Source organism: Streptomyces sp. NPDC093600 (genome assembly GCF_044764755.1).
GTDB lineage: Bacteria > Actinomycetota > Actinomycetes > Streptomycetales > Streptomycetaceae > Streptomyces.
Genome location: NZ_JBIWIU010000002.1, coordinates 60,780 through 82,021 on the forward strand (window position 1 = coordinate 60,780; position 21,242 = coordinate 82,021).

The window sequence follows — 21,242 nt, forward strand, 5'->3', positions numbered from 1 at the left end:
GCACCGATCCTCCCATGTGCCGCTGACGCCCGGCACTCGGGAATGGCTCGCCCCCGCCGTGACGTTGCTCCGTCTGGCGCACCACATCCACTACAGACGCACGTCCATGAGGAGTGACATGTCCGAGAGCAGGACCACCGCCGACTTCTGGTTCGACCCGCTGTGCCCCTGGGCCTGGATGACCTCCCGCTGGATGCTGGAGGTGGAGAAGGTGCGCCCGGTCGACGTGCGCTGGAAGGTCATGAGCCTGGCGGTCCTCAACGAGAACCGTCTCGACGAGGTCCCTCCGCAGTACCGCGAGATGCTGGAGACCCAGGCGTGGGGCCCGGTCCGCGTGGTGATAGCCGCCCAGCAGCTGCACGGCGACGAGGTCGTCGGCAAGCTCTACACCGCGCTCGGCACCCGTTTCCACAACAACGGCGAGGGCCCCACGCGCGAGGCGATCGCCGCGGCCCTCAGCGAGGTGGGCCTGCCGGCCGACCTGGTCGAGTACGCCGACAAGGACACGTACGACACCGAGCTGCGCACCTCCCACAAGGAGGGCATCGACAAGGTCGGTCAGGACGTCGGCACCCCGGTGATCTCCGTACCGGGCGCGGACGGCGAGGAGGTCGCCTTCTTCGGCCCGGTGGTGACCCCGACGCCGCGCGGCGAGGCGGCGGCCCGGCTGTGGGACGGCACGCTCCTGGTGGCCTCGACGCCGGGCTTCTACGAGATCAAGCGCACCCGGACGGCGGAGCCTAGCTTCGAGTAGTCGCGATGCACCTTCGCTGACACGCCCTCCGCTGATGCAGACGACCCCCGCGAGTCACGTCCTCGCGGGGGTCGTCCTTCTTCCGCCTGCCGGTGAAGGTTGAGAAGACGATCACGAGCAGGGCGACGGGGGGCTGATCAGATGGAGATCAGCGGTACGGAGTTCTTGGCCGCCTGGTAGCGCCGGTTCACGTCCTGCCAGTTGACGACCTGCCACATGGCCTCGATGAAGTCGACCTTCTGGTTCTTGTACTGGAGGTAGAAGGCGTGCTCCCAGGCGTCGAAGACCAGGATCGGGACCGAGCCCTGGCCGACGTTGCCCTGGTGGTCGTAGACCTGCTCGACGATGAGCCGGCCGCTGATCGGCTCGTAGGCGAGCACACCCCAGCCCGAGCCCTGGGTGGTCGCGGAGGCCTTGGTCAGCTGCGACTTGAACTTGGCGAAGGAGCCGAAGGACTCGGCGATCGCGTCCGCGAGCTCACCGACACCGTCGGCGGCGAGCGGCTCGCCGCCGCCGCCGTCCTTCGGGCTGTCCATGTTGTTCCAGTAGATGGAGTGCAGGATGTGGCCGGAGAGGTGGAAGGCCAGGTTCTTCTCCAGGCCGTTGATCGCGCCCCACTGCTCCTTGTCGCGCGCCTCTGCCAGCTGCTCCAGGGTGTCGTTCGCCCCCTTGACGTAGGCGGCGTGGTGCTTGTCGTGGTGCAGCTCGATGATCTGCGGGTTGATCACCGGCTCCAGCGCCGCGTAGTCGTACGGCAGTTCCGGAAGGGTGTAGATCGCCATGTGCCGAGCCTCTCGCTGCTGGTGCTTATTGCAACCTCTATGCAAGTGCAGGCTAGCAGCAGGAGTGGGCGAAGTTGATCAGTCCTTGGGCCTAGGTCTCGCGTCGCGAAACCGTGACGGGAACGCGAGAACGCGAGAACCCCCGGACCGACCGGGTCCGGGGGTTCTCGTCGTACGGGTGGGTCGCGCGCCGGTTGTTCAGGCGTCCGGCGACACCGGCCGCCGCGCCTTCTGGAGCGCGAAGCCGATCGCGGCGAGCAGCACGGTCAGGCCGCCCGTCCAGTACAGCTGCACCCGGGTGCCCTCGTCGCGGGCCATCAGGAAGAAGATCGCCGCCATGCCGGCCAGCGCCACCCAGGTCAGCACCGGGTAGGCCCACATCTTCACGACCAGCTTCTCCGGCGCCTCGCGCTCGGTCCGGCGGCGCAGCAGCAGCTGCGAGACGGCGATGAAGAACCAGACGACGAGGATGATCGCGCCGATGGTGTTCAGGAGCCAGATGAAGATGTCGTCCGGACGCCAGTAGCTCAGCAGCACGCAGACGAAGCCGAAGACCGAGGAGACGAGCACCGCCGGGCGCGGGACGCCGCCGAACTTACGGCCCAGCGCCTTCGGGCCCTGGCCGCGGTCGACCAGCGAGCAGGCCATCCGGGAGGCGCCGTAGATGTTGGCGTTCATGGCGGACAGCAGGGCGATCAGCACGACCACGTTCATGATCTGGCCGGCCGCCGGGATGCCCAGGTGGTCGAGGGTGGCGACGTACGGGCCCTTCTCGACCACCGCCTTGTCGTCCCACGGGACGAGGGTGACGATGACGGCCATCGAGCCGATGTAGAAGAGCGCGATGCGCCACATCGCCGTACGGACCGCCTTGGCGACGCCCTGGACGGGGTGCTCGGACTCGGCCGCGGCGATGGTGACGGTCTCCAGACCGCCGTACGCGAAGACGGAGGCGAGCAGGCCGACGATCAGGCCCTCGGAGCCGTTGGGGAAGAAGCCGCCGTCCCCGGTGAGGTTCGTGGCGCCGGGGGCGTCCGCACCGGGCAGCACGCCGACGATGGCGAGCACGCCGATGCCGAGGAAGAGGACGATCGCGCCGACCTTGAGCGCGGCGAACCAGAACTCGAACTCGCCGAAGTTCTTCACCGCCGCCAGGTTGGTGCCGCAGAACACCAGCATGAAGAGGGCCACCCAGGCCCACTCCGGGGTGCCCGGGAACCAGCCCGTCATGATCTTGGCGGCGCCGATGCCCTCCAGGCCGACGGCCACGCAGAGCAGGAACCAGAAGGCCCAGCCCGCGGTGAAACCGGCCCAGGGGCCGATGGCCCGCTCGGCGTGGACGGAGAAGGAGCCGGAGGCGGGGTTGGCCGCCGACATCTCGCCGAGCATGCGCATCACGAGCATGACGAGCAGCCCGGAGATCGCGTAGGCGACCACGATCGAGGGCCCGGCGGCGGCGATGCCCGCACCGGAACCGACGAAGAGGCCGGCCCCGATGACGCCGCCCAGGGCGATCATCGAGAGGTGGCGCTGCTTGAGGCCGTGCGAGAGGCCGTGCGAGGCAGTCGCTCCGTCGTCCTTGCGGTCGACGGGCGTGGGCGCGGTGGTCCGGGACATGGGCCGCCCTGTTCATTGGCCGGTACGGGGGAACGCGCCACAGTCTGGGTGTGGGCACCGCTTACAGGGAACGGATGTCCGCTATACGGGCACGACCTTCACACAAGGTGAAGATTCACTTCCGCTTCGTGCGCGACTCCCGCACCCACGCCACCAGCAGGACGGCGCCGGTGGCCGCACCCGACCAGAGCACCTGCGGCCGCGCTCCGTCGTCGGTCAGCATCAGCACCAGTACGGCTCCCATGGCGGCCAGGGCCGCCCAGGTCAGCCACGGGAAACCCCACATGCGCAGCGTCAGGGTCTCCGGTGCCTCGCGCTCGATCCGGCGGCGCAGCCTCAGCTGCGAGACCGCGATCAGTCCCCAGACGAAGAGGAGGACGGCGCCGACCGCGTTGAGCATGTAGAGGAAGACCGAATCCGGCCACTTCAGATTGAGCAGGACGGAGACGAACCCGAACGCCACCGAGGCGAGCACGGCGCGCCGCGGCACCCCGCCCGCCGAGACCCTCAGCAGCCCCTTCGGCGCCTCCCCGCGCTCGGCCAGCGAGAAGACCATCCGGGACGACCCGTACAGATTCGCGTTGAGCGCCGAGAGCAGCGCCACGAACACCACGACGTTCATGATCTGGCCGGCCGACGGAACCCCGATCGCGTCCAGGACGGCGACGTACGGCGACTGCCCCGGCTCCATCGACGTCCACGGCAGCAGGGTCACGATGACCAGCATCGAACCGACGTAGAAGAAGAGGATCCGCCAGACCGCGCTGCGCACAGCCCGCGCCACGTTGCGGGCGGGGTCGTCCGACTCGGCGGCCGCGATCGTGACGACCTCCAGACCGCCGAAGGCGAAGACGACGGCGAGGACGCCGGAGACCACGCCCTCCCAGCCGCCCGGCAGGAATCCGCCCTGCCCCGTCAGATTCACCACGCCGACCGGGTCGGTGTCCGGAAGCAGTCCGGTGATCGCGAGGACCCCCAGGGCGAGGAAGAGGACGATCGCGCCGACCTTGAGCGCGGCGAACCAGAACTCGAACTCGCCGAAGTTGCGCACCGCCGCGAGGTTGGCCGCGGTGAACACGACCATGAAGAGCAGCACCCAGCCCCACTGCGGGATCCCCGGCACCCAGCCGTGCGCGATCCGCGCCGCGCCCGTCGCCTCGACGGCGAGCACCACCACCAGCAGGAACCAGTACAGCCAGCCGACCGAGAAGCCCGCCCAGCGGCCGAGGGCCCGCTCGGCGTGGACGGAGAAGGCGCCGGAGGCGGGCATCGCCGCCGACATCTCGCCGAGCATCCGCATGACCAGCATCGCCAGCGTGCCCGCGATCAGGTACGAGAGCACGATGCCGGGCCCGGCGACGGCGATGCCCGCCCCCGAACCGACGAAGAGCCCGGCGCCGATCACACCGCCGAGCCCGAGCATCGTCAGATGACGCTGCTTCAGCCCATGGGAGAGCGGCCCCGGTTCGGGAGCGAGGGGAGCCGGGGCGGCGGGCGGTGCGTCGTGCATATGAGGGGCCGTGCTCTCGAAAGCGTTTATGGAGACCCCACAGTCTCTCCGGTGATCGTCCCCTGACGCAAAAGGGGCCTCTCGGCGAGAGTGCCCAGTGACAAGCATCACGCGGCGCGAGGATTGGCCGCCCGCCTTTGTGTGATCTCCATGAAGCGTTCCCCCTCCGCTTTGTGGGCGGCTGACGGTGATCGAGCGTTCACTCCTCGACTACGGTCAACCTGTCCCTCCCGTCCTCACCCTCGCGGAGTACCGATGAGCACCGCCGCCGCCCCTGTCCGTTCCCTCCGCGCCGGAACGGTCCTGGCCGACCTGCTGCCGGCCAGCCGCGCCCGCGACATCGCGCTGGTCGTCGGCGGCGCCGCCCTCACCGGCATCGCCGCGCAGATCGCCGTCCCGGTCCCCGGCTCCCCGGTCCCGGTCTCCGGCCAGACCTTCGCCGCCCTGCTCGTCGGCACCTCGCTGGGCGCCCGCCGCGGCTTCCTCGCCCTGGCCGTGTACGCGGTCGCCGGCATGGCGGGCGTGCCGTGGTTCGCCCAGGCCACCTCCGGCTACGGCATGCCGTCCTTCGGCTACATCCTCGGCATGCTGCTCGCGGCGACCGTCGTCGGCGCCCTGGCCCGCCGCGGCGCCGACCGCTCCGTGCTCCGCACGGCGGGCACGATGGCGCTCGGCTCCCTGGTCATCTACGCGGTGGGCGCGCCGTACCTCGCCCTCGCCACCGGCATGACGCTGCCGCAGGCGATCGCGGCCGGCGTGACCCCGTTCCTCATCGGCGACGCGCTCAAGGCGGCCCTCGCGATGGGAGTGCTCCCCACCGCGTGGAAGCTCCTCGGCCACAAGGGCTGAGCCCGAGCGGACATGGGAAGGCTCTCCGTCGCCGAGCTGATCGGCGTACGGAGAGCCTTCCGTCGTTCCTGACCGTTCCGTCAGGCGGGGACGATCCGGATCAGTGCCCGATCTCCTCGCGCTCCTCGTGCGCGGCCTTCGCGAACCGGTCCTTGACCAGCGCGATCACCAGCACCAGGGCGGCCACCAGGAGCGAGAGCACGACCTGCTCCCGCGCGCTGCCGCCGTCGTAGACCATGTAGCCGAGGACGAAGACGATCATCGCGATGGTCGCCCAGGTCAGGTACGGGAAGAGCCACATCCGTACGACCAGCTTCTCCGGCGTCTCGCGCAGGATGATCCCGCGCATCCGCAGCTGGGTCACACAGATGACCAGCCAGACGAAGAGCGCGACCGCACCGGAGGAGTTGAGCAGGAAGGCGAAGACGTCGTCCGGCCGCCAGTAGTTGAAGAACACCGCGACGAAACCGAAGACCACCGAGGCGAGGATCGCCGCCGTCGGCACGCCCCGCGCGTTGGTGCGGGCGAACGACTTCGGCGCGTCACCGCGCCGGCCCAGCGAGAACGCCATGCGGGAGGCGGTGTAGAGGCCCGAGTTCAGGCAGGACAGCACGGCGGTCAGCACGATCACGTTCATGATCTGGCCGGCGTGCGGCAGGCCGATCGTGTCGAGCGCGGCGACGTACGAGCCCTTGTCGACGATCGACTTGTCGTTCCAAGGCAGCAGCGTCAGGACGACGAAGATCGAGCCGAGGTAGAAGACGCCGATCCGCCAGATCACGCTGTTGGTGGCCTTGGTGACGGCCTTCTGCGGGTTCTCGGACTCGCCGGCGGCGAGCGTGACGATCTCGCTGCCCATGAAGGAGAAGACGACCATCAGCACACCGGTGAGGATCGCGCCCGCGCCCATCGGGAAGAAGCCCCCGGTGTCGGTGAGGTGGGCGAAGCCCGCGCCCGGGTTGTCCGAGCCCGGCAGCACGCCGAAGACGGCGAGCAGGCCGACGACGACGAACGCGGCAATCGCGACGACCTTGATCCCGGCGAACCAGAACTCGAACTCGCCGTACGAGGAGACGGAGGCGAGGTTGGTGGCGGTCAGCACGACCATCACGATCAGCGCCCAGGCCCACTGCGGCACGGCCGGTATCCACGACTCCAGGATGACCGCGCCCGCCGTCGCCTCGACGGCCAGCACGACGACCCAGAAGAACCAGTACAGCCAGCCGATCGTGAAGCCGGCCCAGCGGCCCAGCGCCTGGTCGGCGTAGGCGGAGAAGGAACCGGAGGAGGGCCGGGCGGCCGCCATCTCGCCGAGCATCCGCATCACGAACACGACCATCGTGCCGACGAGCGCGTACGAGAGAAGGATGGCGGGACCGGCCGCGGCGATGCCGGAGCCGGAGCCGACGAAGAGACCGGCACCGATGACGCCACCGATGGCGATCATCGAGAGGTGGCGGTTCTTGAGACCGGCCTTGAGCCCGTCGGAATGCTGGGAATCACCGGGGTTGCCGGTGGTGCCGCCTTCCTTCGCAAGGGTCGGCTGCGTAGTCATGAACGCTTCCTTAGGTCTGGGGGCGCTCGGGTCGCGAGCAACGAGCATTGAAACCTGTGAGCCCGGGTGATCGGAAGACCCTATTCCGGATCGTTGCGCCAGAGGTGAGGGTCCGGACCCTCCCGGGTGGACGGTCCCGACCCCGCTGACCGCTACCCCGCCACGGCCGTGCCACACTCGGACCCATGCGCGTGTACCTCGGCTCCGACCATGCCGGCTTCGAACTGAAGAACCACCTCGTCGAGTGGCTGAAGGCCCATGGCCACGAGCCCGTCGACTGCGGTCCCCACATCTACGACGCCCTGGACGACTACCCGCCGTTCTGCCTGCGTGCCGCCGAGAAGACGGCCGCGGACCCGGACAGCCTGGGCATCGTCATCGGCGGCTCCGGCAACGGCGAGCAGATCGCCGCGAACAAGGTGAAGGGGGTGCGCGCGGCCCTCGCCTGGAGCGAGCAGACCGCCGCCCTCGGCCGCGAGCACAACAACGCCAACGTCGTCTCCATCGGCGGCCGGATGCACACCCGGGAAGAGGCGACGAAGTTCGTCGAGATCTTCCTGAACACGCCGTACTCGGGTGACGAGCGTCACACCCGCCGTATCGACATGCTCTCGGCGTACGAGACGACCGGCGAGCTGCCCCCGATCCCGGCCCACCACCCGCAGGAGCCCACCGCCTGATGCCCGAAGGGCACACGATCCACCGACTGGCCGCCGACTACCGCGAACGGTTCGGCGGCCGGTCCGTGCGCGTCTCCAGCCCCCAGGGCAAGTTCGCGGACTCCGCGGCCCTCCTGGACGGCACGGTCCTGGAGACCACCGAGGCCCACGGCAAGCACCTCTTCCTCGGCTTCGGCGGCCTGGGCGGCGAGTGGGTCCACATCCACCTTGGCCTCTTCGGCAAGGTGAACTTCGGGGACGCCCCCGCGCCGCCGCCCACCGACACCGTCCGCCTGCGCCTGGCCCACGACGGCGCGTACGTCGACCTGCGCGGCCCCACCACCTGCGCCCTGATCACGGACGCCGAGAAGCGCGCCATACACGACCGCCTCGGCCCCGACCCGCTCCGGGACGGCGACGTCACCGACGGAGCCGACAAGGCGTGGCGCCGGATCTCGACCTCGCGCACGACGATCGCGGCCCTGCTCATGGACCAGAAGGTCGTCGCGGGCGTCGGCAACGTCTACCGCGCCGAGGTCCTCTTCCGCCACGGCATCGACCCGTACCGCGCGGGCAGGGACCTGACGGCGGGGGAGTGGCGGGCGATCTGGACGGACCTCGTCCACCTGATGCGCGAAGGCGTCCGCCACAACCGCATCGACACCGTCCGCCCCGAGCACACCCCCGAGGCGATGGGCCGCCCGCCGCGCGTCGACGACCACGGCGGCGAGGTCTACGTCTACCGCCGGGCCCCCGGCCCCTGCCACATCTGCGCCGGCGAGATCCGCACGGCCACCCTCGCCGCCCGCAACCTCTTCTGGTGCCCGACCTGCCAGACGGCGTAGAGGCCCGGGACCGCGTCTCCGCGGGCCGCCCGAGGCGCCCGGCCCGCGGCCGTCAGCGCCGGACACTCCCTAGAAGCCGTGCGGCAACCACGGCGCCACGGGCCACCCGAAGGCCACGGACGCCTCCGTCAGCGCCCCTTCCCGAAGCTCGCGCACCCGCCCCGCCGCGGCCAGCGACGTCAGGCTCACGCCGCCCAGGTACGCCGCCCCCAACTCCCGTACGGACAGAGCGACGTCCGCCGCCTCCTCCGTACGCGCGCACACCGCCCCCTTGCGGTCCCCCGTGAGCCGCCAACGCCCCTCGTTCCACGGGCAGAACGCGTCCGCGACCTCGAACACCACGTCCACCGGCGCCTGATACGCCCGCGCCTCCAGCGCCGCGCCCAGCTCCACCAGACGCACATGCAGCGCGTCCCGCTGCGTCGGCGCACAGCGCCGGACATCGCTCACCAGATGCTGCCAGGCACTGTCCACCGGCCGGCTGTTGATCTGGACCGACGACGTCAGGTCGATCGAGCACAGGAACCGCCACAGCGCCGCCTCCGCCACCGGGTCCAGCGCCTCCAGGTCCTTGAGCACGACCGTGCCGTCGGCCCCGGCGTGCGTCCACTCCGGCTTGACCGCGTACAGCGCGTACCCGACGACCTCCCCGTCCCGCTCCGCCAGCACGCACTGCCGCGCCGACGCGTCGCCCCGCTCACCCGGCGGGTCGAGCAGCGGCAGCCGCTCCCACCCCGGCTGCCGGGCGAGCATCCCCGGCCGGGCCGCGACCCGCCGCGCGTACACCGACTCACACGCCTCCGCCGCCTTCGCCGGATCGGCCAGCCGCAGCCTCACCGCGTCCGTGCCCTCCGGCACCGAGAGCCGCACCCGGGTCGTGTCGATCACCGCCCGCGTCGTGTACGTGGCGATGCCGTAGCCGAACCGCCCGTAGATCTCCGGCTCCGAGGCCGTCAGCACGGCCAGGGACTCGCCACCCGCCCGGACGTCGTCGAGCTGGCGCCGCATCATCGAGGTGAGGATCCCGCGCCGCCGGTGCGTCGGGGCCACCCCGACCATCGTGACGCCCGCCGCCGGCACCACCGCCCCACCCGGTACGGACAGCCGGAAGCTGAACGCCCCCGCCGTGCCCACGCACTCCTCGCCGTCCCAGACCCCGATGGAGCGGTCGCACTCGGTCAACTCCTGCCACAGGGCCCGCTCCTCCGGTGACTCCGGAACACCACCGAACGCGAGCTCCAGCTTCCCGAACCAGTCGTCCCACTCGGCCGGGTCCAGCACCCGGAGTTCATAAGTCATATGCCATCGATATCAGCGCGCACCCGCCCGGGGCGACCCGATTTCACGCGCAATGTCTTCGGGGTCCCCCTGCGCGAGGTCCGGGCGGGTGGATAGGGTCCAGGCCAATGAGAGGTCGCGGGGAAGTGGACGCGTACGCGGCCCGGATGCGCAAGAGCGCCCACCGGGTCCGCGTCGCGCTGCGCAAATCCGGCGTCGACTACTTCCGCGGCGACGGTTCCGACTGGGTGGCGCTGGCCGGCCTGCTGCTCACCATTCCCGCGATCACGCTCGGCACGCTCACCAATCCGGTCTGGTGCGCGCCCGCCGCCCTCGTCCTGCCGATCGTGGCGGGCGGACTGCTGCTGCGCCCGGCGAGCCTGCTCGGCCTGTACGCGGCGGCGGCCGGCGCCCTGATCGTCGAGTCCTTCGTGCTCGGCCCGTACACCGAGGGCCCCGCCCGGGTCACCCCGGGAACGGTGCTGGTCGTCGCGGCCTGCGGCCTCTTCGGGCTGCTGATCGCGCAGTTCCGGGCCCGGGTCGGCGTGCCCTGGCGGCGCGGCGGGACCATGCTCTTCGACCTGCGCGAACGCATCCGGGTCCAGAGCGCCCTGCCCCGGCTCCCCCAGGGCTGGCACCGCGAGATGGCGCTGCGCCCGGCAGGCGGCCAGTCGTTCTCCGGCGACTTCGTCGTCGCGGCCCGCACCAACGGCGGCCGCACCCTCGAAGTGCTGCTCACCGACGTCTCGGGCAAGGGCATGGACGCGGGCTCCCGCGCCCTGCTGCTCTCCGGCGCCTTCGGCGGGCTCCTCGGCTCGCTGCCCCCGCACGCCTTCCTGCCGGCCGCCAACGGCTACCTGCTCCGCCAGGACTGGGACGAGGGCTTCGCCACCTCCATCCATCTCGTGCTCGACCTGGACTCCGGGGACTACGAACTCCTCTCCGCCGGCCATCTGCCCGCGCTCCAGCTGCACGCGGGCAGCGGCCGCTGGGAGGAGAAGACCGGCGAGGGCCCGCTCCTCGGCGTCTACGACGGCGCCGAGTTCCACCCGGTCAAGGGCTCGCTCCGGCCCGGCGACGTCCTGATGCTGTTCACCGACGGTCTGGTCGAGGCGGCGGACCGGGACATCGCCGAGGGCATCGACCGGCTGACGGGCGAGGCCGACCGCTATGTCGCCTCCGGCTTCGAGGGCGCCGCCTGGCACCTCATCGAGGCCTGCGCCAAGGACGTCAACGACGACCGGGCGCTCCTGCTGATCAGCCGCAAGACCTGAGAAACCTGAGAACCGGGCCCGAGCCCGCACCCGCCCCGTACAGTCGGCGCATGCCGCACCTCACGCTCGCCCAGGTCGAATCCCTCGCCGTCGCGGCCCATGAGGGCCAGACCGACAAGGCGGGGCGCCCGTACGCCGAACATCTGCGGGCAGTCGCCGACGGCGTGCGCGCCCGGGGCGGCAGCGAGGAACAGATCGCCGCGGCGTGGCTGCACGACGCCGTGGAGGACGACGCGCTCTCCGCCGACTGGCTGGAGCGCGCCGAACTCCCCCGCGCCGTCAAGGACATGGTCCTCGCGCTCACCAGGCACCCGGGCGAGGCACCGGAGGCGTACACCCGGCGTATTCTCGCCACCCCGGGCGCCCTCCTGGTCAAGGAGGCCGACCTCGCCCACAACGCCGACCCCACCCGCCTCGCCGCCCTCGACGCACCGACCCGGGCCCGGCTGACCGCCAAATACGCCCATGTCCGCGCGCTGCTCGGGCTCCCCACCCCGTAACGATCAAGACGAAATCTCGCGGGTTGGCTCGATTCGTACGTCGACGATTCCTCACCCGGCGTTCCGGGGCAGGAAGTTGGTGGCACGATGGATGCAGCGGGGGTGTTCTGTGACGCGCGCTCCCGGGCGGCAAGGTGGGACCGACCGAGGGTGTGATCAGTTGTGGCCATTTCACTGTCTGTGGTGCTGCTGTTGGCGATCATCCTGGTGGTGCTGATCCGCGGCGGAAACCTGAAGGCCGGCCCGGCCGTCGTCGCGGTGCTCTTCGGCTTCTTCCTTGCCTCCACGGGCATGGCCGACGACATCCAGCGCTTCCTGGACTCGATAACGCAGACGGTCAGCTCGATCAGGTTCTGACCGGACGCGAGAACGCCGCCGGCCCGGCCCCTCGGAGGGGGCCGGGCCGGCGGCGTATGGAGCGGGCGACGGGAATCGAACCCGCGTAGCTAGTTTGGAAGACTAGGGCTCTACCATTGAGCTACGCCCGCACAGATCGCGCCGCAGGTCACGAGGGCCGCGGCACGGACAGCATCGTAGCGGGTCCCGGGCGGTCCCCGCACGCCCCTTCCGGAGGGGGCGTCGCACTGTCTCCGTGCATGTACCCTACGTGTCGCACCGACGGGGTGTGGCGCAGCTTGGTAGCGCGTCCGCTTTGGGAGCGGAAGGCCGTGGGTTCAAATCCCGCCACCCCGACCAACATCACGCGATAGCAAGATCAAGCCGGGCGCACCGCCCCGCACAAGATCGCGTTGTGGGCCTCATCCCGCTTGCGGTTACTATGCAAGCTGCGTGCCCGTGTGTCTCTCTGACCGGGCCGATCGGCCGGGACCCGCCCTCAAGCGGCATCGGCAGAGACCAAGAATCAGCCACCAAGGAGACCGAACCGTGAAGAGCGCCGTGGAGACCCTGAACCCGACTCGGGTTCGGCTCACTGTCGAGGTGCCCTTCGAGGAGCTCAAGGACAGCCTCGACGCGGCGTACAAGAAGATCAACCAGCAGGTCACGGTCAAGGGCTTCCGTAAGGGCAAGATCCCGGCTCGTGTGATCGACCAGCGGTTCGGCCGTGGTGCGGTGCTGGAGGAGGCCGTCAACGACGCGCTCCCGAAGTTCTACACCGAGGCCGTCAACGAGGCCGAGGTCAACCCGCTGGGTCAGCCCGAGGTCGACATCACCGAGCTGAAGGACGGCGAGCTGCTGGCCTTCACCGCCGAGGTCGACATCCGCCCGACGATCGAGATCCCGGACTACTCCGGCATCGAGGTCACCGTCGACGCGGTCGAGGTCACCGACGAGGACGTCGAGAAGTCCGTGCAGCAGCTGCGCGAGCGCTTCGCCTCCACCAACCCGGTCGAGCGCGCCGCCGCCGACGGTGACGTCGTCACCATCGACCTCGAGGCCAAGGTCGACGGCGAGGTCCTGCCCGACGGTGTCGCCGAGGGCGTCTCGTACACCATCGGTTCCGGCGAGCTCCTCGACGGCATCGACGAGGCCGTCACCGGCCTGGAGGCCGGCGGCGAGGCCACCTTCACCTCGCAGCTGAAGGGCGGCTCCGCCGAGGGCAAGGACGCCGAGGTCACCGTCAAGGTCACCGCCGTCTCCGCCCGTGAGCTCCCCGAGCTGGACGACGAGTTCGCGCAGATGGCGTCGGAGTTCGACACCCTCGACGAGCTCAAGGCCGACAGCCGCAAGCGCCTCGAGAACATGAAGCAGTTCGACCAGGCCACCCAGGCCCAGGAGCGCGTCCTCGACGAGCTGCTGAAGCTGGCGGAGGTCCCGATCCCCGAGAAGCTCCTCGAGGACGAGATCAACACCCGCAAGCACAACCTGGAGCACCACCAGCTCGGCCAGATGGGCCTCACCCTCGAGAAGTACCTGGAGATCCAGGGCAAGACCGAGGAGGAGTTCCTGGCGGAGACCAAGGAGCAGGCCGAGAAGGGCATCAAGACGCAGTTCATCCTCGATGAGCTCGTCAACAAGGAGAAGCTCAACGTCAGCCAGGAGGAGCTCACCGAGCACCTCATGCGCCGCGCCGCCTCCTCCGGCATGAGCCCCGACCAGTTCGCCCAGGCCGTCGTCGAGGGCGGCCAGGTGCCGATGCTCGTCGGCGAGGTCGCCCGCGGCAAGGCCCTCGCGGTCGTCGTCGAGGCCGCCAAGGTCGTCGACACCAACGGCGAGACCGTCGACCTCGAGGACGAGGACGAGACCGAGGCCGCCGCCGCCGCGGTCGAGGCGACCGAGGCCGCCGAGGAGAAGAACGAGGCCTGAGCCTCGCGCTGAACCGGTCCACGGGCCCGGACGCACTGCGGTGCGCCCGGGCCCGTGACCGTATGCGGAACGTATGCGCGGTGCGTCCAACTACCTTGCGCTCCCAGCGAACAGTTCGGGAAGCGGGATGGTCTTGTCCGACCTGCGCGTTAGGGTCCATGAATACGAGGGCAGGGTCCTACCCCGTCCTCGGTACGAGAGACGCTGAGACGGCCGGAGCCGTCAGAGACGAGCAGGTGGATACGTGACGAATCTGATGCCTTACGCCGCGGGTGAGCCGTCCATCGGTGGTGGCCTCGGCGACCATGTCTACAACCGGCTGCTCGGCGAGCGCATCATCTTCCTCGGCCAGCAGGTCGACGACGAGATCGCCAACAAGATCACGGCGCAGATGCTGCTCCTTGCCGCCGACCCGGACAAGGACATCTACCTGTACATCAACAGCCCCGGTGGCTCGGTGACGGCCGGCATGGCCATCTACGACACCATGCAGTACATCCCCAACGACGTCGTCACCATCGGTATGGGCATGGCGGCCTCCATGGGCCAGTTCCTGCTCACCGGCGGCGCCGACGGCAAGCGCTTCGCGCTGCCGAACACCGACATCCTGATGCACCAGGGCTCCGCCGGCATCGGCGGTACGGCCTCGGACATCAAGATCCAGGCCGAGTACCTCCTTCGTACGAAGAGGCGCATGGCCGAGATCACCGCGCTGCATTCCGGCCAGACCGTCGAGACGATCATCCGCGACGGCGACCGCGACCGCTGGTTCACCGCGGAGGAGGCCAAGGACTACGGCCTCATCGACGAGATCATCTCCGCCGCTTCGGGCGTTCCGGGCGGCGGCGGCACGGGCGCCTGAGCGCCCCCCGCGCTACCGCATCGATCCCAGCCCGCTGAACGCCACCAGGATGGTGAACAATCCCATGAACGCGATGCCCCCGAACTTCTCCGCGAGCGGCCTCTACACCGGCCCCCAGGTGGACAACCGGTATGTCGTCCCGCGCTTCGTCGAGCGCACCTCGCAGGGCGTGCGCGAGTACGACCCGTACGCGAAGCTCTTCGAAGAGCGCGTGATCTTCCTCGGCGTCCAGATCGACGACGCGTCGGCCAACGACGTCATGGCGCAGCTGCTGTGCCTGGAGTCGATGGACCCCGACCGCGACATCTCCATCTACATCAACAGCCCCGGTGGCTCCTTCACCGCGCTGACGGCCATCTACGACACGATGCAGTTCGTGAAGCCGGACATCCAGACGGTCTGCATGGGCCAGGCGGCCTCCGCCGCGGCCGTGCTGCTCGCCGCCGGCACGCCCGGCAAGCGGATGGCCCTGCCGAACGCCCGCGTGCTGATCCACCAGCCGTCCGGCGGCACCGGCCGTGAGCAGCTCTCCGACCTGGAGATCGCGGCCAACGAGATCCTGCGCATGCGCACGCAGCTGGAGGAGATGCTGGCCAAGCACTCCTCGACGCCGATCGAGAAGATCCGCGACGACATCGAGCGCGACAAGATCCTGACCGCCGAGGACGCCCTGGCGTACGGCCTGGTCGACCAGATCGTCTCGACCCGCAAGAGCACGGCCGCCGCGGCAGCCTGACGCTCGACCTTCCCCTGGCACGGTCCGTGTGGCCGAATCCCGACCATGTGAACCGTGCCAAGGGGGGCCCGAACGGGGGGCCCGGCAAGGTACCGTCGAATATGAGGCACCAGGAGTCGCTGAACCAAGCGCTCCCAGGCGAAGGGGAAGCACCTCGTGGCACGCATCGGTGATGGCGGCGACCTGCTCAAGTGCTCGTTCTGCGGAAAGAGCCAGAAGCAGGTGAAGAAGCTCATCGCAGGACCCGGTGTGTACATCTGCGATGAGTGCATCGACCTCTGCAACGAGATCATCGAGGAAGAACTCGCGGAGACGAGCGAGGTGCGGTGGGAGGAACTCCCCAAGCCCCGCGAGATCTACGAGTTCCTCGAGGGGTACGTCGTCGGGCAGGAGCCCGCGAAGAAGGCCCTCTCGGTCGCGGTGTACAACCACTACAAGCGCGTCCAGGCCGGCGAGAACGGCGGCGGGGCGGGCCGTGACGACGCCATCGAGCTGGCGAAGTCCAACATCCTGCTGCTGGGGCCCACCGGGTCCGGCAAGACGCTGCTCGCGCAGACCCTGGCCCGGATGCTCAACGTCCCGTTCGCCATCGCCGACGCGACGGCGCTGACGGAGGCCGGCTATGTCGGCGAGGACGTCGAGAACATCCTGCTCAAGCTGATCCAGGCGGCCGACTACGACGTCAAGAAGGCCGAGACCGGGATCATCTACATCGACGAGATCGACAAGGTCGCCCGTAAGAGCGAAAACCCGTCGATCACGCGCGACGTCTCCGGTGAGGGCGTGCAGCAGGCCCTGCTGAAGATCCTGGAGGGCACCACCGCCTCCGTACCGCCGCAGGGCGGCCGGAAGCACCCGCACCAGGAGTTCATCCAGATCGACACGACGAACGTGCTCTTCATCGTGGGCGGCGCCTTCGCCGGCCTGGAGAAGATCATCGAGTCGCGGGCGGGCGCGAAGGGCATCGGCTTCGGGGCGACCATCCGCTCCAAGCGCGAGATCGAGGCGAGCGACCAGTTCCAGGAGGTCATGCCCGAGGACCTGGTGAAGTTCGGGATGATCCCCGAGTTCATCGGCCGCCTCCCGGTCATCACCTCGGTCCACAACCTCGACCGCGAGGCCCTGCTCAAGATCCTCGTCGAGCCGCGCAACGCGCTGGTGAAGCAGTACCAGCGCCTCTTCGAACTCGACGGCGTCGAGCTGGACTTCGACCGCCCGGCCCTGGAGGCCATCGCCGACCAGGCGATCCTGCGCGGCACGGGCGCGCGTGGCCTGCGGGCCATCATGGAAGAGGTCCTGATGTCGGTGATGTACGAGGTCCCGTCCCGCAAGGACGTGGCCCGCGTGGTCATCACGGCGGACGTGGTGCACAACAACGTGAACCCGACGCTGGTGCCGCGGATCGTGAAGAACGACGGCCGGCACGAGAAGTCGGCGTAGGTACGAGAACACCCAGGGGCGCCCGGCCGGTTGACGACAACCGCGCCGGGCGCCCTGTTGCGCCGACCAGCCAGTTCCGAACGATATTCGGTCAAGTGATCGAAAGTTGCGGAATGGAGTCGCTTCACTCGTGATTGCCTTGGTCTCGGCAACTGTGCTTGACCGGGAGGGACTCAATTGTCCAGGATCAAGCGCTCAGTGGGGATCATGGCAGCAACGGTGATGGCCGGCTTGGCCATCCCTATGGCTGCTGCTTCACCTGCGCAGGCTACGTACATGGACTGCACGATCTACTTGCGCAACATGGGCTACATCGTGGGGCCGAAGGTCTCGTCCGGATGTTCCCAGGGCGCAGGCATACATGCGCATTTGTGTCCGCCTGTGCTGATGTGGGCCGGGGTGAGGAATGACCACGCGAATACCGCGTGCCAGCAAGCTGCGAGGCCGGCGTGAGATAGGCCCACGGCGGCATAGGTGCGAGTCACCTATGCCGCCGTAGGGCGGATCAGAGCTTGACGCGGACTTCCTTGCGGAGCTTGGCGGTGATGGCGGCGGCCTCGTCGGCGGAGCCGGCCTTGCCCGTAGCCACGGAGGCCATGTCCATCGGCGTCACGAAGCCGACCGTGCTGTGGTCGGCCCACACGCAGAACGTCATGGTGAACGCCGGAGTGGAGGTGGCGGCGTCGCCCTTGGTCTTGGCCTGCTGGCACTTGAGGACCGCGCCGTCGAGTTCCGCCGGCTTGTACTCCTGCGGGCTGCCGACCAGTTCCGGCTCGTCGGCCTTGCCCTTGTCCTTCTCGGCCTCCGCCTTGATGTTGGCGAAAACGCTGTCGACCACCTTCTCTGGGTCGTCGATCTCGCCGTAGAGGCCACTGAAGGAGATCATCTTGGTGCCGAGTGGGTTGGTCGCATCCTTCACCTGGTACCCGGCGCTGACGTTCGTGGCGTTCTTGACACCGTTCTGCTGGGCCTCCTTGAGGGAGTCCTTGCTGCCCGAACCGTCGCTGCCAGGGTTCTTCTTGTACTCGCCGAGCACCGTCTCCGGGGTGATCAACTTGTGCGGGCCGTCGTCAGCGATCGAGGAGCCACCGCCCCCCACCGTGAAGTACCACGCGCCGCCGCCGACCAGCGCGAGCGCCACGATCGCGCCGACGACGACGAGGCCCGTCTTCTTCTTCGGGGCGCCCGGCGGGGGCGGCGGGTAGCCGCCGGGGCCCTGGGGGGCGCCGTACGGGGGCTGCTGGCCGTAGGGGGGCTGCTGGGGAGGCTGTCCGTAGGGGGCGGGCTGCTGGGGCTGCTGCTGCGGGTAGCCGTACGGCTGCTGCTGCGGCGGGACGCCCTGCGGGGCCTGCTGGGGGTAGCCGTAGCCGGGCTGGGCACCGTACGGGCCCGGCTGCTGCGGCGGCTGGCCGCCGTACGGGCCGGGCTGGCCGTAGGGACCCGGCTGCTGCGGCGGCTGGCCGCCGTACGGGCCCGGCTGGTTGTAGCTCATGGACAGGTTCCCCTCACAGGACGTTTATGCGTAGCGAACATCCTGACGGAACGGCCGCCCGCCCGGGGCGGCGGGGCCCACACCGTTACCGAACAATCGAGTTTCGGGAGCACCCCGCCGCACCCCTAAACTGACCCCGTGACCGAGAACACTCAGCAGCAGCCAGCAACCAACCCCGAACTGCCGACCCAGTACGCGCCGGCCGAAGTAGAGGGGAAGCTGTACGAGCGCTGGGTAGAGCGTGGTTACTTCGAGGCCGACGAGAAGAGCGAGAAGCCTCCGTACACCATCGTCATCCCCCCGCCGAACGTCACCGGCTCGCTCCACCTGGGCCACGCCTTCGAGCACACGCTGATCGACGCCCTCACCCGCCGCAAGCGCATGCAGGGGTACGAGACGCTGTGGCAGCCGGGCATGGACCACGCCGGTATCGCCACCCAGAACGTCGTCGAGCGCGAGCTCGCCAAGGAGGGCAAGTCCCGCCACGACCTGGGCCGTGAGGCGTTCGTCGAGCGTGTCTGGAAGTGGAAGGCCGAGTCCGGGGGCCAGATCTCCGGCCAGATGAAGCGCCTGGGTGACGGTGTCGCCTGGTCCCGTGAGCGCTTCACCATGGACGAGGGCCTCTCGCAGGCGGTGAAGACGCTCTTCAAGAAGCTCTACGACGACGAGCTGATCTACCGCGCCGAGCGCATCATCAACTGGTGCCCGCGCTGTCTGACGGCCATCTCGGACATCGAGGTGGAGTACCAGGACGACGACGGCGAGCTCGTCTCCATCCGGTACGGCTCCGGGGACACGGCGATCGTCGTCGCCACGACCCGCGCCGAGACGATGCTCGGTGACACGGCCGTCGCCGTCCACCCGGACGACGAGCGGTACAAGCACCTGGTCGGGACCGAGATCGAGCTGCCGCTGACCGGCCGCCGGATCCCGGTCGTCGCCGACGAGCACGTCGACCCCGAGTTCGGCACCGGTGCCGTCAAGGTCACCCCGGCGCACGACCCGAACGACTTCGAGATCGGTCAGCGCCACAACCTGCCGAACCTCGCGATCATGGACGAGCGCGCGGTCATCACCGCCCACGGCCCCTTCCAGGGCCTGGACCGCCTCGAAGCCCGTTCCGCCATCGTCGCCGCCCTGCGCGCCGACGGCCGGATCGTCGCCGAGAAGCGCCCGTACGTCCACTCCGTCGGGCACTGCTCGCGCTGCAAGACGACCATCGAGCCGCGCCTGTCGATGCAGTGGTGGGTCAAGGTCGGCCCGCTCGCCAAGGCCGCCGGTGACGCGGTCCGCGACGGCAAGGTCAAGATCCACCCGCAGGAGATGGAGAAGCGGTACTTCGACTGGGTCGACAACCTCCACGACTGGTGCATCTCGCGCCAGCTGTGGTGGGGCCACCGCATCCCGGTCTGGTACGGCCCGAACGGCGAGGTCGTCTGCGTCGGACCGGACGAGCAGCCGCCGTCGGGCGAGGGCTGGCACCAGGACACGGACGTCCTGGACACCTGGTTCTCCTCGGGCCTGTGGCCGTTCTCCACGCTCGGCTGGCCGGAGCGGACCGACAGCCTCGCGAAGTTCTATCCGAACTCCGTCCTGGTCACCGGCTACGACATCCTCTTCTTCTGGGTCGCCCGGATGATGATGTTCGGCCTGTACGCGATGGACGGCACCCCGCCGTTCCACACCATCGCCCTGCACGGCATGGTCCGCGACCAGTTCGGCAAGAAGATGTCGAAGTCCTTCGGCAACGCGGTCAACCCGCTGGACTGGATGGACGAGTACGGCTCCGACGCCGTCCGCTTCACCCTGGCCAACGGCGCCAACCCGGGTGTCGACGTCCCGATCGGCGAGGACTGGGTCAAGGCGTCCCGTAACTTCGCCAACAAGATCTGGAACGCGACCCGCTTCGCGCTGATGAACGGCGCGACGGTCGAGGGCCCGCTGCCGGACCCGTCGGAGATGTCCGCCACGGACCGGTGGATCCTCTCCCGTCTCAACAAGACGGTCGCCGAGGTCGACGCGTACTACGACGACTACCAGTTCGCGAAGCTCGCCGACGCCCTCTACCACTTCGCGTGGGACGAGGTCTTCGACTGGTACGTCGAGCTGTCGAAGACCACGTTCTTCGCGGGCGGCGAGCAGGCCAAGGTCTCCGGCCGGGTCCTCGGTGAGGTCCTGGACGTCATGCTGCGGCTGCTGCACCCGATCGTCCCGTTCGTCACCGAGACGCTCTGGACCACGCTCACCGGCAAGGAGTCCGTCGTCATCGCGGACTGGCCGGCCGACTCGGGCTTCCGCGACGAGGCCGCCGAGAAGGAGATCGAGCTGGTCCAGCAGGTCGTCACCGAGGTCCGCCGGTTCCGCTCCGACCAGGGCCTGCAGCCCGGCCAGAAGGTCCCGGCCCGCCTGGAGCTGACCGGCACCGCGCTCGCCCCGCACGAGGCCGCCATCCGCCAGCTGCTGCGTCTGCAGCCGGAGGGCGAGGGCTTCTCGCCCACCGCCTCCCTGCCGGTCGCCGGCGCCACGGTCGCGCTGGACCTGTCCGGCACGATCGACGTGGCGGCGGAGCGCAAGCGGCTCGCCAAGGACCTCGCCGCCGCCGAGAAGGAGAAGGCGCAGGCCAACGGGAAGCTCGGCAACGAGGCGTTCCTGGCCAAGGCGCCGGACAACGTGGTCGAGAAGATCCGGACGCGGCTCGCCAAGGCGGACGAGGACATCGCCCGCATCCAGGCCCAGCTGGAGCGGCTGCCGCAGGCGTGAGCACTGGTGAGGGGCCCGGAACCGGTCGGTTCCGGGCCTCTTGCCGTCGGGGCGCCCGCCGGAT

General features: G+C 69.4%; 18 protein-coding genes and 2 tRNA genes. 13 read left to right on the top strand and 7 right to left on the bottom strand.

Features of this window, described 5'->3' with window-relative positions:
* Positions 1-118 precede the first annotated feature (118 nt).
* On the top strand, positions 119-754 hold the full coding sequence (locus tag ACIRB4_RS05910; RefSeq protein WP_403288741.1) for a DsbA family protein: 636 nt from the start codon (positions 119-121) through the stop codon (positions 752-754).
* A gap of 137 nt (positions 755-891) precedes the next feature.
* Here ACIRB4_RS05910 and ACIRB4_RS05915 read toward each other — a convergent pair whose 3' ends face one another.
* From ACIRB4_RS05915 to ACIRB4_RS05925, 3 genes are all read right to left on the bottom strand, one after another.
* Positions 892-1,536, bottom strand: coding sequence for a superoxide dismutase (locus ACIRB4_RS05915; RefSeq protein ID WP_403288742.1), 645 nt, complete (start codon positions 1,534-1,536; stop codon positions 892-894).
* 198 nt (positions 1,537-1,734) lie between these two features.
* Positions 1,735-3,153: an amino acid permease gene (locus ACIRB4_RS05920; protein WP_403288743.1), complete on the bottom strand. Its 1,419-nt coding sequence runs from the start codon at positions 3,151-3,153 to the stop codon at positions 1,735-1,737.
* A gap of 115 nt (positions 3,154-3,268) precedes the next feature.
* Positions 3,269-4,663 (bottom strand): amino acid permease, encoded by a 1,395-nt coding sequence (locus ACIRB4_RS05925; protein WP_403288744.1) that lies wholly within the window; start codon positions 4,661-4,663, stop codon positions 3,269-3,271.
* 255 nt (positions 4,664-4,918) lie between these two features.
* On the opposite strand from ACIRB4_RS05925, the gene ACIRB4_RS05930 reads away from it, so the two are divergent.
* Positions 4,919-5,512 carry a biotin transporter BioY gene (locus ACIRB4_RS05930; RefSeq protein WP_403288745.1) on the top strand — a complete coding sequence of 198 codons (594 nt, stop codon included), beginning with the start codon at positions 4,919-4,921 and terminating at the stop codon, positions 5,510-5,512.
* 100 nt (positions 5,513-5,612) lie between these two features.
* Here the strand turns inward: ACIRB4_RS05930 and ACIRB4_RS05935 are convergent, their stop codons facing one another.
* Positions 5,613-7,067 (bottom strand): amino acid permease, encoded by a 1,455-nt coding sequence (locus ACIRB4_RS05935; protein WP_403288746.1) that lies wholly within the window; start codon positions 7,065-7,067, stop codon positions 5,613-5,615.
* A 185-nt stretch (positions 7,068-7,252) separates the two neighbouring features.
* Here ACIRB4_RS05935 and ACIRB4_RS05940 point away from each other — a divergent pair, with 185 nt between their 5' ends.
* Positions 7,253-7,747 (top strand): ribose-5-phosphate isomerase, encoded by a 495-nt coding sequence (locus ACIRB4_RS05940; protein WP_403288747.1) that lies wholly within the window; start codon positions 7,253-7,255, stop codon positions 7,745-7,747.
* Positions 7,747-8,571 carry an Fpg/Nei family DNA glycosylase gene (locus ACIRB4_RS05945; RefSeq protein WP_403288748.1) on the top strand — a complete coding sequence of 275 codons (825 nt, stop codon included), beginning with the start codon at positions 7,747-7,749 and terminating at the stop codon, positions 8,569-8,571. The genes ACIRB4_RS05940 and ACIRB4_RS05945 overlap by 1 nt, the downstream gene beginning before the upstream one ends.
* 69 nt (positions 8,572-8,640) lie before the next feature.
* Here the strand turns inward: ACIRB4_RS05945 and ACIRB4_RS05950 are convergent, their stop codons facing one another.
* Positions 8,641-9,870, bottom strand: a complete 1,230-nt coding sequence (locus ACIRB4_RS05950) for a GNAT family N-acetyltransferase (protein ID WP_403288749.1) — start codon at positions 9,868-9,870, stop codon at positions 8,641-8,643.
* A 107-nt stretch (positions 9,871-9,977) separates the two neighbouring features.
* On the opposite strand from ACIRB4_RS05950, the gene ACIRB4_RS05955 reads away from it, so the two are divergent.
* From ACIRB4_RS05955 to ACIRB4_RS05965, 3 genes are all read left to right on the top strand, one after another.
* Positions 9,978-11,123, top strand: coding sequence for a PP2C family protein-serine/threonine phosphatase (locus tag ACIRB4_RS05955; protein ID WP_403288751.1), 1,146 nt, complete (start codon positions 9,978-9,980; stop codon positions 11,121-11,123).
* A gap of 50 nt (positions 11,124-11,173) precedes the next feature.
* Positions 11,174-11,623, top strand: coding sequence for an HD domain-containing protein (locus ACIRB4_RS05960; RefSeq protein ID WP_403288753.1), 450 nt, complete (start codon positions 11,174-11,176; stop codon positions 11,621-11,623).
* Positions 11,624-11,785: 162 nt separating this feature from the next.
* Positions 11,786-11,980 (top strand): hypothetical protein, encoded by a 195-nt coding sequence (locus ACIRB4_RS05965; RefSeq protein ID WP_403288754.1) that lies wholly within the window; start codon positions 11,786-11,788, stop codon positions 11,978-11,980.
* Between the two features lie 57 nt (positions 11,981-12,037).
* On the opposite strand, the gene ACIRB4_RS05970 is transcribed toward ACIRB4_RS05965, so the two are convergent.
* Positions 12,038-12,111: transfer RNA gene (locus tag ACIRB4_RS05970), tRNA-Gly, on the bottom strand.
* A gap of 131 nt (positions 12,112-12,242) precedes the next feature.
* Here ACIRB4_RS05970 and ACIRB4_RS05975 point away from each other — a divergent pair.
* The 5 genes from ACIRB4_RS05975 (at position 12,243) to clpX (ending at position 16,926) form a co-directional block, all read left to right on the top strand.
* Positions 12,243-12,319 (top strand) — tRNA-Pro (locus ACIRB4_RS05975).
* Between the two features lie 189 nt (positions 12,320-12,508).
* Entirely contained in the window at positions 12,509-13,888 is a 1,380-nt protein-coding gene (tig, locus tag ACIRB4_RS05980) for a trigger factor (RefSeq protein ID WP_403288755.1), read from the top strand.
* A gap of 256 nt (positions 13,889-14,144) precedes the next feature.
* Entirely contained in the window at positions 14,145-14,750 is a 606-nt protein-coding gene (locus tag ACIRB4_RS05985) for an ATP-dependent Clp protease proteolytic subunit (RefSeq protein ID WP_403289615.1), read from the top strand.
* A gap of 49 nt (positions 14,751-14,799) precedes the next feature.
* A complete protein-coding gene (locus ACIRB4_RS05990; protein WP_403288756.1) occupies positions 14,800-15,486 on the top strand; it encodes an ATP-dependent Clp protease proteolytic subunit in 687 nt (228 codons plus the stop codon).
* Between the two features lie 156 nt (positions 15,487-15,642).
* The gene (gene clpX, locus ACIRB4_RS05995) at positions 15,643-16,926 is read left to right on the top strand and encodes an ATP-dependent Clp protease ATP-binding subunit ClpX (RefSeq protein ID WP_137989313.1); all 1,284 of its coding nucleotides are present in this window, start codon (positions 15,643-15,645) and stop codon (positions 16,924-16,926) included.
* A 505-nt stretch (positions 16,927-17,431) separates the two neighbouring features.
* On the opposite strand, the gene ACIRB4_RS06000 is transcribed toward clpX, so the two are convergent.
* The gene (locus tag ACIRB4_RS06000) at positions 17,432-18,418 is read right to left on the bottom strand and encodes a hypothetical protein (protein WP_403288758.1); all 987 of its coding nucleotides are present in this window, start codon (positions 18,416-18,418) and stop codon (positions 17,432-17,434) included.
* A gap of 138 nt (positions 18,419-18,556) precedes the next feature.
* Between ACIRB4_RS06000 and ACIRB4_RS06005 the strand changes: the two genes are divergently transcribed.
* Positions 18,557-21,178, top strand: a complete 2,622-nt coding sequence (locus tag ACIRB4_RS06005; protein ID WP_403288759.1) for a valine--tRNA ligase — start codon at positions 18,557-18,559, stop codon at positions 21,176-21,178.
* Positions 21,179-21,242 lie beyond the last annotated feature (64 nt).